The 13137-nt window shown below is 70.3% G+C and carries 13 protein-coding genes; 7 read left to right on the forward strand and 6 right to left on the reverse strand.

Translation table 11 applies throughout. The features are described 5' to 3' along the window. Nucleotides 1-8: 8 nt before the first annotated feature. Nucleotides 9-1406 carry a GntP family permease gene (locus OHS57_RS08380; protein WP_041991272.1) on the reverse strand — a complete coding sequence of 466 codons (1398 nt, stop codon included), beginning with the start codon at nucleotides 1404-1406 and terminating at the stop codon, nucleotides 9-11. Nucleotides 1407-1486: 80 nt separating this feature from the next. Continuing rightward, nucleotides 1487-1996 carry a gluconokinase gene (locus OHS57_RS08385; RefSeq protein WP_041991270.1) on the reverse strand — a complete coding sequence of 170 codons (510 nt, stop codon included), beginning with the start codon at nucleotides 1994-1996 and terminating at the stop codon, nucleotides 1487-1489. 140 nt (nucleotides 1997-2136) lie between these two features. Between OHS57_RS08385 and OHS57_RS08390 the strand changes: the two genes are divergently transcribed. The 4 genes from OHS57_RS08390 to OHS57_RS08405 all read left to right on the forward strand — a co-directional run bounded on the left by OHS57_RS08390 (nucleotide 2137) and on the right by OHS57_RS08405 (nucleotide 5673). Next, a complete protein-coding gene (locus OHS57_RS08390; RefSeq protein WP_328581530.1) occupies nucleotides 2137-2838 on the forward strand; it encodes a FadR/GntR family transcriptional regulator in 702 nt (233 codons plus the stop codon). Between the two features lie 70 nt (nucleotides 2839-2908). Next, nucleotides 2909-3994 (forward strand): S-(hydroxymethyl)mycothiol dehydrogenase, encoded by a 1086-nt coding sequence (locus tag OHS57_RS08395; RefSeq protein WP_328581531.1) that lies wholly within the window; start codon nucleotides 2909-2911, stop codon nucleotides 3992-3994. Further along, nucleotides 3994-4623: an MBL fold metallo-hydrolase gene (locus tag OHS57_RS08400; RefSeq protein ID WP_328581532.1), complete on the forward strand. Its 630-nt coding sequence runs from the start codon at nucleotides 3994-3996 to the stop codon at nucleotides 4621-4623. The genes OHS57_RS08395 and OHS57_RS08400 overlap by 1 nt, the downstream gene beginning before the upstream one ends. Nucleotides 4624-4845: 222 nt before the next feature. Further along, nucleotides 4846-5673 carry an alpha/beta fold hydrolase gene (locus OHS57_RS08405; RefSeq protein ID WP_328581533.1) on the forward strand — a complete coding sequence of 276 codons (828 nt, stop codon included), beginning with the start codon at nucleotides 4846-4848 and terminating at the stop codon, nucleotides 5671-5673. Nucleotides 5674-5712: 39 nt separating this feature from the next. Here the strand turns inward: OHS57_RS08405 and OHS57_RS08410 are convergent, their stop codons facing one another. Further along, nucleotides 5713-7002 carry a glucarate dehydratase family protein gene (locus OHS57_RS08410; protein ID WP_328581534.1) on the reverse strand — a complete coding sequence of 430 codons (1290 nt, stop codon included), beginning with the start codon at nucleotides 7000-7002 and terminating at the stop codon, nucleotides 5713-5715. 131 nt (nucleotides 7003-7133) lie between these two features. Between OHS57_RS08410 and OHS57_RS08415 the strand changes: the two genes are divergently transcribed. The 3 genes from OHS57_RS08415 (at nucleotide 7134) to OHS57_RS08425 (ending at nucleotide 9933) form a co-directional block, all read left to right on the forward strand. After that, nucleotides 7134-8177, forward strand: coding sequence for a phosphotransferase family protein (locus OHS57_RS08415; protein WP_328581535.1), 1044 nt, complete (start codon nucleotides 7134-7136; stop codon nucleotides 8175-8177). Nucleotides 8178-8186: 9 nt separating this feature from the next. After that, nucleotides 8187-9401 carry an acyl-CoA dehydrogenase family protein gene (locus OHS57_RS08420; protein ID WP_041991256.1) on the forward strand — a complete coding sequence of 405 codons (1215 nt, stop codon included), beginning with the start codon at nucleotides 8187-8189 and terminating at the stop codon, nucleotides 9399-9401. Nucleotides 9402-9558: 157 nt separating this feature from the next. Beyond that, entirely contained in the window at nucleotides 9559-9933 is a 375-nt protein-coding gene (locus OHS57_RS08425; protein ID WP_328581536.1) for a hypothetical protein, read from the forward strand. A gap of 4 nt (nucleotides 9934-9937) precedes the next feature. Here the strand turns inward: OHS57_RS08425 and OHS57_RS08430 are convergent, their stop codons facing one another. Genes OHS57_RS08430 through OHS57_RS08440 form a run of 3 tightly spaced genes read right to left on the reverse strand, consistent with a single transcriptional unit; the run spans nucleotide 9938 to nucleotide 12992 of the window. Beyond that, a complete protein-coding gene (locus tag OHS57_RS08430; protein WP_041991252.1) occupies nucleotides 9938-10531 on the reverse strand; it encodes a TetR/AcrR family transcriptional regulator in 594 nt (197 codons plus the stop codon). Nucleotides 10532-10575: 44 nt separating this feature from the next. Further along, a complete protein-coding gene (locus OHS57_RS08435) occupies nucleotides 10576-12231 on the reverse strand; it encodes an AMP-binding protein (protein ID WP_328581537.1) in 1656 nt (551 codons plus the stop codon). Continuing rightward, complete coding sequence (locus tag OHS57_RS08440) at nucleotides 12228-12992, reverse strand: SDR family oxidoreductase (protein WP_041996766.1); 765 nt, start codon at nucleotides 12990-12992, stop codon at nucleotides 12228-12230. Before OHS57_RS08440 ends, OHS57_RS08435 begins: the two co-directional genes overlap by 4 nt. Nucleotides 12993-13137: the final 145 nt, after the last annotated feature.

Below are 13137 nucleotides of genomic sequence, written 5' to 3' on the forward strand. Positions count from 1 at the left end.
GCGGGGCGCTACAGGATCAGCGACAGCAGCATGACGAAGCCGAGGCCGACCACGGAGATGATCGTCTCCATCAGCGACCAGGTCTTGACCGTCTGCCCGACGCTCATCCCGAAGTACTCCTTCACCAGCCAGAATCCGGCGTCGTTGACATGGCTGAAGAAGAGCGAGCCGCAGCCCACCGCCAGCACCAGCAGGGCCACATGCGTGGTCGACATGTCGGCGGCGAGCGGGCCCACCAGACCTGCGGCCGAGATGGTGGCGACGGTCGCGGACCCGGTGGCGATCCGGATCGCCACGGCGATCAGCCAGGCCAGCAGCAGGGCGGGTATCGACCAGTCCTTGGAGATGTCCAGGATCATCTGGCCCACGCCCGCGTCGACCAGCGTCTGCTTGAAGCCGCCGCCCGCGGCGACGATCAGCATCACACCGGCGATCGGCGCGAGTGACTTGTCCACGGTCGTGGCGAGCCGGTCCTTGGTGAATCCGGCGGCCCTGCCCATCGTGAACAGGGCGACGAGTACGGCGATGAGCAGCGCGATCAGCGGCGATCCGACGACGTCGGCGACGCGCTGGCCCGTGTTGTCGGGGTTGTCGATCACCACGTCCACGAGCGCCTTGCCGAGCATCAGCACGACGGGCAGCAGGATGGTGCAGACCGTCGCCCCGAAGCTCGGCCGGTGCTCCAGGTCCTCGGAGGCGCGCTGCGGCACCATGCCTTCGGGCGCCTCGACGTCGACCCAGCGCGCCGCGTACTTCGAGAACAGCGGCCCGGCGATGATCACGGTCGGGATGGCGACCAGCACACCGAGCGCCAGCGTCACACCGAGGTTGGCGTGCAGGGCGTCGATCGCGGCGAGCGGACCGGGGTGCGGCGGGATCAGGCCGTGCATCACGGAGAGACCGGCGAGGGCCGGGATGCCGATGCGCATCAGCGAGTAGTTGCCGCGCTTGGCGACCAGCAGCACCACGGGTATCAGCAGCACGATGCCGATCTCGAAGAACAGCGGCAGCCCGACGATCGAGGCGATCAGCACCATCGCCCACGGCATGGACCGGGCACTGGCCTTCGCCAGGATCGTGTCGACGATCTGGTCGGCCCCTCCCGAGTCGGCGAGGAGCCTGCCGAGTATCGCGCCGAGCGCGATCAGCACACCCACGCTCGCGACCGTGGAGCCGAGTCCTGTGGTGAAGCTGGTGATGACCTTGTCCAGCGGCGCACCGGCCACGGCGCCGAGCGCCAGCGAACCGATGGTCAGGGACAGGAAGGCGTGCAGTTTGAAGACGGTGATGAGGACGACGATGACGGCGATGCCGACGAGGACGGCGATGCCGAGCTGTGCGTTGCCCGCCGACGAGATCGGCTCCGGGGCATCCGCTGCCAGCATCTCCACGCTGAGATGGCTCACGGGGGTACTTCCTTAGGCTGTGGGGGTCGGGGCGGTGGGGGCACTGCCGACGGGGTGGGGCAGTGCGGCGGGGGGTCCGTTCAGGGGCCGGTCCTGCGCAGCGCGGCGACGGCCCGTGCGGCGATCTCCTCGGGGCCGCCGGACACGTCGACGGCGACGCCCGCCTCGTCGTCCCCCAGCGGCTGGAGCGTCGCGAACTGCGAGTCGAGCAGCGCCGACGGCATGAAGTGGCCCTTGCGCTCGGCCATCCGGCGTTCGATGAGCGACCGGTCACCGGTCAGGTGCAGGAACACGACGCCGGGCGCCGCCGCCCGCAGCCGGTCGCGGTAGGACCGCTTGAGCGCCGAGCAGCTGACCACCCCGCCGAGTCCGGCGCGGTGGTGTGCCCACGCGCCGATCGCGTCGAGCCAGGGCCACCGGTCCGCGTCGTCCAGCGGGGTGCCGGCCGACATCTTGGCGACGTTCTCCGGGGGGTGGAAGTCGTCGCCCTCGGCGTACGGGACGTCCAGCTCGGTGGCGACGAGCGGGCCGATCGTGGTCTTCCCTGTCCCTGCCACTCCCATCACCACGACGACGTGGGGGGTGCTCATTGCGTGCCTCGCTGTCTCGACCTCAGTCGCTCACGATCGGTGTGTCGGGTCACTGAACCTCATTAGGTATGACGTATTCAAGAGGCTGTGATGAAAACGTCGTACTTTCTCCACCGCCGGTCGCCCCGTAGGCTTGCCCCATGACCACAGAAGGCCAGGGCCTGCATACCCGTGTGCTGGACGCCCTCGGCCTCGCCATCACCGCGGGCGAATACCCGCAGGGCAGCGTCGTACGCACGGACGAAGTCGCGCAGCGGTTCGATGTGTCCCGCACCGTGGTACGGGAAGTGGTCCGCGTCCTCGAATCGATGCAACTCGTCGCTTCCCGGCGCCGGGTGGGCGTGACCGTACGCCCCACCGAAGAGTGGAACGTCTACGACCCGCGCGTCATCCGCTGGCGCCTCGCTGGCTCCGACCGGCCGCGCCAGCTGCGCTCGCTGACGGTGCTGCGCTCCGCGGTCGAACCGGTCGCCGCCGGGCTCGCCGCCGTCAACGCCACGCCTGAGCAGTGCGCCGAACTCACCGAGCAGGCGCTGGGCATGGTCGCCACCTCCCGGGGCGGCAGGCTCCAGGAATACCTGGTCCACGACATCGCCTTCCACCGGGTGGTGCTCAACGCGTCCGGCAACGAGATGTTCGCCAGGCTCGGTGACGTGGTGGCCGAGATCCTGGCGGGACGCACCCACCACCAGGTGATGTTCGACGACCCCGACCCGGCTGCGGTCACCCTGCACGTACGGCTCGCTGAGGCGGTCAGGGAGGGCGAGGCGGCCAGGGCCGAGGAGCTGACCCGGCAGATCGCCGTCGGCGCCCTGCACGAACTGGATGTCCTCGCGCCCTGAACCACCGCGGCACGGGATAGTGGGTGCGGACGAAGTGCGTGCGTAGGCGTGAGGAAAGGCAGGTCCTGGGATGTCGCAACAGGTACAAGGGGTCGTCGCACCCGGAAAGAACGAGCCGGTGCGGGTCGAGACGATCGTTGTACCGGATCCCGGCCCCGGCGAGGCCGTGGTGAAGGTGCAGGCGTGCGGCGTCTGCCACACCGATCTGCACTACAAGCAGGGCGGGATCAACGACGAGTTCCCGTTCCTGCTCGGGCACGAGGCGGCGGGTCTGGTCGAATCGGTCGGCGAAGGGGTCACGGACGTGGCACCGGGCGATTTCGTCGTCCTCAACTGGCGCGCCGTGTGCGGCAACTGCCGTGCCTGTCTGCGCGGCAGGCCCTGGTACTGCTTCAACACCCACAACGCGAAGCAGAAGATGACCCTGACCGACGGCACGGAGCTGTCGCCGGCGCTCGGTATCGGCGCGTTCGCGGAGAAGACCCTGGTCGCCGCCGGGCAGTGCACCAAGGTCGACCCGGCCGTGTCCCCGGCCGTGGCGGGACTGCTCGGCTGCGGGGTGATGGCGGGCATCGGCGCCGCGATCAACACCGGCCAGGTCGGCAGGGGCGACACGGTCGCCGTGATCGGCTGCGGCGGGGTCGGTGACGCGGCCGTGGTCGGCGCGCGCCTCGCGGGCGCCGCCCGGATCATCGCCGTCGACGTCGACGACCGGAAGCTGGCGACGGCCAGGACGATGGGCGCCACCCACACCGTCAACTCGTCGGGGACGGATCCCGTCGAGGCGATCCGCGCCCTCACCGGCGGGTTCGGCGCCGATGTCGTCATCGAGGCGGTCGGCCGCCCCGAGACGTACAAGCAGGCGTTCTACGCCCGCGATCTGGCCGGCACCGTCGTCTTGGTGGGGGTGCCCACCCCGGAGATGACGCTCGAACTGCCGCTGCTGGACGTCTTCGGCCGCGGCGGCGCGCTCAAGTCGTCCTGGTACGGCGACTGTCTGCCGTCCCGGGACTTCCCGATGCTCATCGATCTGCACCAGCAGGGCAGGATCGATCTGGAGGCGTTCGTCACCGAGAAGGTGGGCCTGGGCGACGTCGAGACGGCGTTCTCCCGCATGGGCGACGGCGATGTGCTGCGTTCGGTCGTGATGCTCTGATGGCTGCCCGTATCGACCACCTCGTCACCTCAGGCACCTTCTCCCTCGACGGCGGCACCTGGGACGTCGACAACAACGTCTGGATCGTCGGGGACGACTCCGAGGCGATCGTCATCGACGCCGCGCACGACGCCGGCACGATCGAGACGGCGCTCGGCGGCCGCGTCCTGCGCGCGATCATCTCCACCCACGGCCATGACGACCACATCGACGCGGCCCCCGAACTGGCCGCGATGACCGACGCGCCCGTCATGCTCCACCCCGACGACCTCCAGCTCTGGAAGCAGACCCACCCGGGTCTCGCCCCGGACGAGGAACTGTCCGACGGGCAGACCATCACCATCGGCGGCACGACCCTGACCGTGCTGCACACACCGGGCCACACACCGGGCGCGATCTGCCTGTACGCGCCCGCACTCGGCACGGTCTTCACCGGCGACACGCTGTTCCAGGGCGGCCCCGGCGCGACGGGACGGTCCTTCTCGGACTTCCCGACGATCATCAACTCGATCCGCGACCGGCTGTTCACGCTCCCGCCCGAGACCGTCGTACGTACCGGGCACGGCGATTCGACCACCATCGGCGACGAGTCACCGCACCTGGACGAATGGATTCAGCGCGGCAGTTGAGCGGGCGGTTCGGCGCGCTGTCCCGGCCGGGCGGAGCCCCGTCGGGACGACGCGCTGAACCACGCCATCTCGGGTAGCGTGACTCGCAGGACAGAGCAGGACATAACCCATCCGGTCGCCTTCCGCCGCCGGCCTCTCCGTCGATCTCCGGCGCTTTCGAACCGTCGGCGGCGTGACGTCCACGTCCACATTCCGGCCGGACGCTCGAAAGGAATCCGCGTCATGCCCTTCGCGACCGCCCAAGACGGCACCGACATCTACTACAAGGACTGGGGCTCGGGTCAGCCCGTCGTGTTCTCGCACGGCTGGCCGCTGAACGCCGACGCCTGGGACGCGCAGCTGCAGTTCATGGCCGACAACGGCTTCCGCGCCATCGCCCACGACCGGCGCGGCGGCGGCCGCTCCGGGCAGACCTGGGACGGCAACGACCTCGACACGTACGCCGACGACCTGGCGGCGGTCATCGACAAGCTCGATCTGCACGACGTCATCCTGGTCGGCCACTCGACGGGCGGCGGCGAGGTCACCCGCTACATCGGCAGGCACGGCACAGGACGCGTCGCCAAGGCCGTACTGCTCGGCGCGATCCCGCCGCTGATGCTCAAGACCGAGGCGAACCCCGAGGGACTGCCGATCGAGGTCTTCGACCAGATCAGGGCGGGCGTCGCGAACGACCGCTCGCAGTTCTACCAGGACCTCAGCGAGTCGTTCTACGGCGCCAACCGCGAAGGATCGACCGTCACCCAGGGCATCCGTGACCAGTTCTGGCTCTGGTCGATGACGGTCGGCATCAAGGGCGCGTACGACTGCGTCAAGGCGTTCTCCGAGACCGACCTCACCGAGGACCTGAAGAAGTTCGACGTGCCCACCTTGATCGTGCACGGCGACGACGACCAGATCGTGCCGATCGTGGCCGCGGGAGCCAAGTCCTCCAAGATCGTCAAGGACGTGACCTACAAGGTCTACCCGGGCGCCCCGCACGGCCTCGCGATGGTCCCGGTGTTCGCGGACGTCTTCAACAAGGACCTCCTCGAATTCGCCCGCGGCTGACCGGCCCCGGCAGGCCCCCGCACCTCGGCGGTCCCGCGCTCACCAGCGCGGGATCGTCGGTGTCACCCAGTCCGCCTCCGCCTTGCGCATCGCCGCCGCGTCGTCGCGTTCGCGCATCGTGCCGTCGTCGTCCAGCCAGCGGCGGTGCAGGCGGTCCAGTGCGGCGCGGTCGAGTTCGACGCCGAGGCCCGGAGTGTCGGAGACCGTGAGCCGGCCGTCCTTGAAGGTGTGCCGGGCGGTGATCACGTCCTCCGTCTGCCAGGGGTAGTGACTGTCGCAGGCGTAGTCGAGGTTGGGTACGGTCGCCGCGACATGGGTCATCGCCGCCAGGCTGATGCCCAGGTGGGTGTTGGAGTGCATGGAGAGGCCGACGCCGAACGTGCGGCAGATGGCGGCGAGTTCGCGGGTACGGTGCAGGCCGCCCCAGTAGTGGTGGTCGGAGAGCACGACCTGGACGGCGTCGCGGGCGAAGGCGTCGGCGATCTCCGGGAGGGTGGTCACGCACATGTTGGTGGCCAGCGGGACCGACGTGCCGGCCGACACCTCGGCCATCCGGTCCGTGCCGGTCGCCGGGTCCTCCAGGTATTCGAGCACGTCGGCCAGCTGCTCGGCGACGTACAGCGAAGTCGGCACCGACCAGGCGCCGTTGGGGTCGAGCCGCAGCGGCTGCCCGGGGAACGCCTCGGCGAGTGCGCGGACGGCGGCGATCTCCTGGTCGGGTGCGAAGACGCCGCCCTTGAGCTTGAACGACGAGAAGCCGTACTCCTGGGCGAACCTGCGCGCCTGGGCCACGACCCCGGCCGGGTCGACCGCGGCGCCCCAGCCGTCCTGTTCGCCGCCCTCGGGATGCGCGGCCCAGCGGTAGAAGAGATACGCGCTGTACTCGACGGTGTCGCGGACCTTGCCGCCGAGCAGGGCGTGCACCGGCAGCCCGAGCGTCTTGCCGAACGCGTCGAGACAGGCGACCTCGAAGCCGGAGACGACGGAGAGCCGGAGCTTGTCCGCCGTCTGCACCCCGCGCAGGCCGCCCGCGTCGACCCGCCCGTCGGTGCTGCCCGGGTCGCCGCAGACCTCGGCGGCCAGTTCGAACAGGCCGTTCACGTCGCTGACCTGCCGGCCCGGCAGCGCCTCCGCCAGCGGCCGGGCGAGGTCCAGATACTTCCCGTCGCCGTACGTCTCGCCGACGCCGGTGACCCCGTCCCGGGTGATCACCTCCACGATGAGCCGCGGCGTGTACGGCTGATGCACGCCCTGAGTGTTGAGCAGGGGCGGATCGGCGATGAGGATCGGGGTGAGCCGGACCTGGTCGATGAGCAGCGCGGTATTCATACATGAACTGTATTCATAGGCACGACCCGCAGACCAGAGGGTCCGGGTCCGCACCGGTCAGAGGCTGGACTACATACCGACTGGTCGGCATCATGAGATCGGATCACCCATCGTCTTCGGAGGTACGCACGATGAGCTCAGCTCCCCCGCCAGGACTCGACCCCGAGCGGCTGCGCGGCCATCTCGACCGCGAACGCCCCGGACTGGTGGGCGGACCGCTCAGTGCCCGCATGTTCCAGGGCGGCCGGTCGAACCTGACATACGTCGTCACGGACGATACCGGCAGCGTGACGGACGGCGCGGGCCGCTGGGTGGTCCGCAGGCCGCCGCTGGGGCATGTGCTGGCCACGGCGCACGACATGAAGCGGGAGTACCGCGTGATCAGCGCGCTGCACCCGACGGCCGTCCCGGTGCCGGAGCCGCTGCTGCTCTGCGAGGACGACGCGGTGCTCGGCGCGCCGTTCTACGTCATGGAGTACGTGGCGGGCACGCCGTACCGCACCGCCGAACAGCTCGCCCCGCTCGGCCCGGAGCGGACCCGCGCCGCCGTCCTGGCGCTGGTCGACACGCTCGTCGAGCTGCATGCCGTGGACCCCGCGTCGGTGGGCCTCGGGGACTTCGGGCGGCCCGAGGGCTTCCTCGACCGGCAGCTGCGCCGCTGGGGCAAGCAGCTCGACGGGTCCCGCAACCGTGAGCTGCCCGGCATCGACGAGCTGCACGCGGCCCTCGGCCGGGCGCTGCCCGACTCCCCCGCGCCGACGGTGATCCACGGCGACTACCGGCTCGACAACGTCCTGCTCGGCGACGACGACCGGATCAAGGCGGTGCTCGACTGGGAGATGTCGACGCTCGGCGACCCGCTCACCGACCTGGGCCTGCTGGTGATGTACAGCGCCCGGCTCGAACTGGTCGGCTCCCCGATCAGCACGACGGCGGGCGCGCCGGGCCATCCGACGCCGGGCGAGCTGATCGAGCGGTACGCGAGCCGGTCGGGCCGGGATGCCGCCGCCATCAACTGGTACACGGCGTTCGCCTGGTTCAAGCTCGCCGTGATCCTGGAGGGCATCCACTACCGCTACACGCTCGGTCAGACGGTCGGCCCCGGCTTCGACCAGATCGGCGATCTCGTCCCCCTGTTCATCCAGCACGGGCTCACCACCCTCCAGGAAGGCTGAGTACACCCCATGGACTTCGCATTCGACGCCCGCACCGAAGAGCTCCGGGAGAGGCTGCTCGCCTTCATGGACGAGCACGTGCACCCGGCCGAGGAGGTCGCGCACGCGCAGCGCGCCGAGCTGGCGAGCCCCTGGGACACCCCAGCGATCGTGGGGGAACTCAAGGCCGAGGCCCGCAGGCAGGGCCTGTGGAACCTCTTCCTGCCGGACGCCGAGTACGGCGCGGGGCTGACCAATCTGCAGTACGCGCCGCTCGCCGAGATCACCGGCCGCTCCCCGCAGCTCGCCCCGACGGCGCTGAACTGCGCGGCCCCCGACACCGGGAACATGGAGCTGTTGGCCCAGTTCGCCACCGAGCAGCAGAAGAAGCAGTGGCTGGAGCCGCTGCTGGCGGGCGAGATCCGGTCCGCCTTCGCGATGACGGAGCCCGAGGTGGCCTCGTCGGACGCGACGAACATCCGGACCCGGATCGACCGGGACGGCGACGACTACGTCGTCAACGGGCGCAAGTGGTACATCTCCGGGGCGATGAACCCGGACTGCAAGATCTTCATCGTGATGGGCAAGACCGATCCGGACGGCGAGGACGTCCGCCGCCAGCAGTCGATGGTGCTGGTCCCGCGCGACACACCGGGCGTCGAGGTGCGGCGCGCCATGCAGGTGTACGGCTACGAGGACCACTTCCACGGCGGCCACGCCGAGGTGGTCTTCGACGACGTGCGGGTGCCCGCCGCGAATCTGGTCGGTGAGGAGGGCGGCGGTTTCGCCATCGCGCAGGCGCGGCTCGGTCCCGGCCGGATCCACCACTGCATGCGGCTGATCGGCATGGCGGAGCGGGCCATCGAGCTGATGTGCCGGCGCGCGGTGTCCCGTACGGCCTTCGGCCGGCCGATCGCCCAGCAGGGCGTCGTGCAGAACTGGATCGCGGACGCCCGGGTGACGGTCGAACAGCTGCGGCTGCTCGTGCTCAAGACGGCCTGGCTGATGGACACGGCGGGCAACCGGGGCGCGCACACCGAGATCCAGGCCATCAAGATCGCCACGCCGCGCGCGGTGGTCGACATCATCGACCGCGCGGTCCAGCTGCACGGCGCCGGCGGGGTCAGCCAGGACTTCCCGCTGGCCGAACTGTGGGCGGCGGCGCGGACGTTGCGGCTGGCCGACGGGCCCGACGAGGTGCATCAGCGGTCGCTGGCCCGGCGGGAGCTGAAGAAGTACCTATAACCCTCGGTAGCGGCGGTCGATAGCGGGGACGGGTGGCGACCATTCGCCACCCATTTCAGCTATTCCAGTGACAATCACCCCGAGAGCAGACATCTCGGCTCCTCCCCTGGCTAGCGTCGTCATCGCTTTGTCGACTCCACCACAGGGGGAATCACCCATGCGTAAGCGTTCCGTCACCGTTCTGGCCGTGGCCGCCGCGTTCGCCGGCGTCCTCGCCACCGCACCCACCGCGTCCGCCGAGGCCAACCCGGCCGGCTGCCCGAAGCAGTACTTCTGCGCGTACTCCGGCGAAGGCGAGTCCGGCCGGCTGCTGCTGAAGACGGCGGGCAACTGGTCGGGCAACATCCCGGGCGTGAAGTCCTTCTTCAACAACGGCGTCAAGTTCGCCGGCGCCGACCATGTCCAGGCGTCCTGGAACTACAACGGCAGCAGCTGGGGCAACTGCTTCCACTACAACCCGGGCCCCGGGGAGTACAAGGCGGACTTCGACAGCATCACGCTGACGAAGGTGGTGTGGCGCGGCGAGTGCTGACGACCTAGGGGCGCAGCGCCCGCAGCAGGAGGTCGGCCAGGTGGTCGGCCACCTGCTGCGGGGTGAGCGGGCCCGCCGGGCGGTACCACGTCGACAGGTGGTGGACGGACCCGAAGTGGTAGTCCACCACCAGGTCGGACGGGGTCGCCGTGGAGAACACCCCGCTGCGCTGGCCCTCTTCGACCAGCGCGCGGAACCGCTCGTGGTAGTGCCGCCGCTCCATCCGCACCTGCTTGTTCTTCTCCGGGCTCAGATGGTGCATCGAGCGGAAGAAGATGGCCGCGTCGTCCAGGTTCTCGATCGTCGTCACGACCACGTCGGCTGCGGCCGCGCGCAGCCGCTGCTCCACCGGTTCGTCGGCGTCGGCGAAGGCGTCGAGCCGCTCCTGCTGGAGGCGCAGCACCCGCGCGTAGACCTCCTGGAGGAGGTCTTCCTTGGAGCCGAAGTAGTGGTAGAGGGCGCCCTTGGTGACGCCCGCCGCCTCGACGATCTCCTGGACCGAGGTCCGGTCGTAGCCCTGCTCGGCGAAGAGCCGGGTGGCGGCGGCCAGCAGCCGCTGGGGGACGGGCGTGCCGTTGCCCTCCGTCGTCCTGGCCATGTGCCGCCACCGCCTTGTCTCTTCGTGCCGTCCGCAGTCCGCTGTTACGTCAGGGAACGCAGTTCCCTGCGCAGGATCTTCCCACTCGTGGTCTTGGGCAGCTCGGGCAGGATGTCGACCACGCGCGGGTACTTGTAAGCGGCGAGGCGTTCCTTGCAGTAGCCGGCCAGTTCCTCGGGGGTCGCCGTCGCGCCGGGGCGCAGGCTGACATAGGCCTTGACGCTCTCGCCCCGGTACGGGTCGGGGATGCCGACGACGGCGGCCTCCCGCACCTGGGGGTGGGTGTAGAGGACGTCCTCGACCTCGCGCGGCCAGACCTTGAACCCCGACGCGTTGATCATGTCCTTCTTGCGGTCGACCACGTACAGCCAGCCGTCGGTGTCCATGAACCCGATGTCGCCGGTGCGCAGTTCGCCGTCGGGGAACGCGTCGGCGGTGGCCGTGGGCAGCCGCCAGTAGCCGGCGACGACCTGCGGGCCGCGTACGGCGATCTCGCCCTGTTCGCCGAAGGGCATGTCGTCGCCGTTGTCGTCGATGATCCGTACGACCGTGTCGGGGCCCGGCACGCCGACCGACAGCGTCCCGGACGCCGGGTCGACGGGGGCCTCCAGCTGGGGCGGTACGGAGGCACAGGGCGCCGTGCACTCGGTGAGGCCGTAGCCGTTGCGTATGTACGGGCCGAAGCCGGCCCGGAACTTCTCCACCAGGGCGGGCGGCAGCGGCGCGCCGCCGGACGAGATCTGCTGGAAGGAGCTGAAGTGCTCCGGGGTGACGTCCGGGTGCGCGGCGAGCGCCATGAAGGCGGTGGAGGGGCCGACGGTGTACGCGGGGCGGTGCTCGGCGAAGGCGTCGAGGACGACACCGGACTCGAAGCGGTAGGCGAGGGCGAGGGTGCCCGCGTTGGCGAAGCAGGCGGCGAGTTCGCAGACCATGCCGGTGATGTGGAAGAGCGGTGCGAGGGCGAAGTAGCAGGCTCCCTCGGCGATGCCCTGGCCGGTGCGCTGGCGTTCGGCGTTGACCATGATGTTGCGGTGGGCGTTCATGGCGCCCTTGGGTTTGCCGCTGGTGCCCGAGGTGTAGCTGATCAGCGCCACGTCGTCGGTGCCGGGGTCACGCTCGGCGGGCGCGGGCAGGCCACGGCGGGCGACGGCGAGCAGATCGTCGGTGTCGTCCGGCTTCGGCAGCTTCGCCGAGCCGAGGACGCGCGGGTCGTCGCGGGTCTGGAGCCCGTGTTCGTCGGCGGTGACGGCGATCCGTACGGGCGAGGCGGCGGCCGTGTCGCGCAGATACCCCTCCCAGGCGCGGTCCGAGCAGATCAGCGCCGTCACCTCGGCGTCGTGCAGGACGTGCCCGACCTCGGCCGACTTGTACATCGGGTTGAGCGGTACGACGATCGCGCCGGCCTTCCAGGCCCCGAGCAGCGCGAGCACGAAGTGCGGGCTGTTCTGGAGCATGATCGCGACCCGGTCGCCGCGCTCCAGGCCACGGGCGGCGAGATGTCCCGCCACCGAGTCGGAGAGCTGGTCGGTCTCGCGGTAGGTGAGCCGGCCGTCGAAGTAGACGAGCGCGGTCCTGTCGGGGGCGCGCCCGGCCGACGCCCTGAACGCGTCCACGACACCGGCCGCCGGGTGGATGTCGGCCCGCTGGACCTCGCTGAGCAGGCCGAGCCAGGGCTTGGCCGCATAGATCGACGGGGTCATTCCGCGGCTCCTTCCCACTTCTGCTGGATGTGGTTCATGGTGGACAGCCAGCGGTCGGGGTCCCCGGCGCGTGCCTGGTAGTAGCCGGCGACCTCGGGGTGCGGCAGGACCAGGAACCGGTCGTCGGCCATGGCCGCGAAGAGGGCGTCGGCGACGGCCTCCGGTTCGATGGCGGTCGGCGCGAGGACGAGGTCGCCCGCTGTGCCGGAGGCGGTCAGCATGTCGGTGCGTACGCCCTGCGGGCAGATGGCGTGGACCTTGATGCCGCGGTGCCGGTAGGTGAGGGAGAGCCACTCCGCGTAGGCCAGGGCGCCGTGCTTGGTGACGCTGTACGGCGCCGCGCCGATCATCGTGAGCAGTCCGGCGGCGGAGACGGTGGAGACGAAGCGGCCGCTGCCGCGCTCCAGCCAGCCGGGGAGCAGGGCCTTGCTCGCCCGTACGTGCGCCATCACGTTGACGTCCCAGGCGAGCGCCCAGACGTCTTCCGGCGCCTGTTCGTCGCCGCCCGAGCCGACGCCCGCGTTGGCGCAGTAGATGTCGACGGTGCCGCCGAGCGCCTCGCGCGCGGCGTCCACGATCAGGGAGGCGTCCCCGGGGACGGCGATGGCGCCGGTCTCCTCGGCGACGGCAGCGGCCTTGGCCGCGTCGAGGTCGTTGACCACCACGCGAGCGCCTTCGGCGGCGAACCGGCGGGCGAGTGCGGCGCCGATGCCCCCTCCGGCTCCTGTCACGACAACCCCCGCGCCCTGCACCGTACCCATCGGCACCTGCCCTTCCGGTTCGTCGCCGACCGCGGTCAACCACAGCCGGTCCCCAGCAGACTAACCAGTCGGTATGTTGCAGGGGAAGGGCCGGGATGCGCCCCGTCGGCGCCGCTTCGTTCCCCGGCACGGTGACGGGTACTAC

Origin of the sequence: Streptomyces sp. NBC_00370 (assembly GCF_036084755.1) — a bacterium.
Taxonomy (GTDB): domain Bacteria; phylum Actinomycetota; class Actinomycetes; order Streptomycetales; family Streptomycetaceae; genus Streptomyces.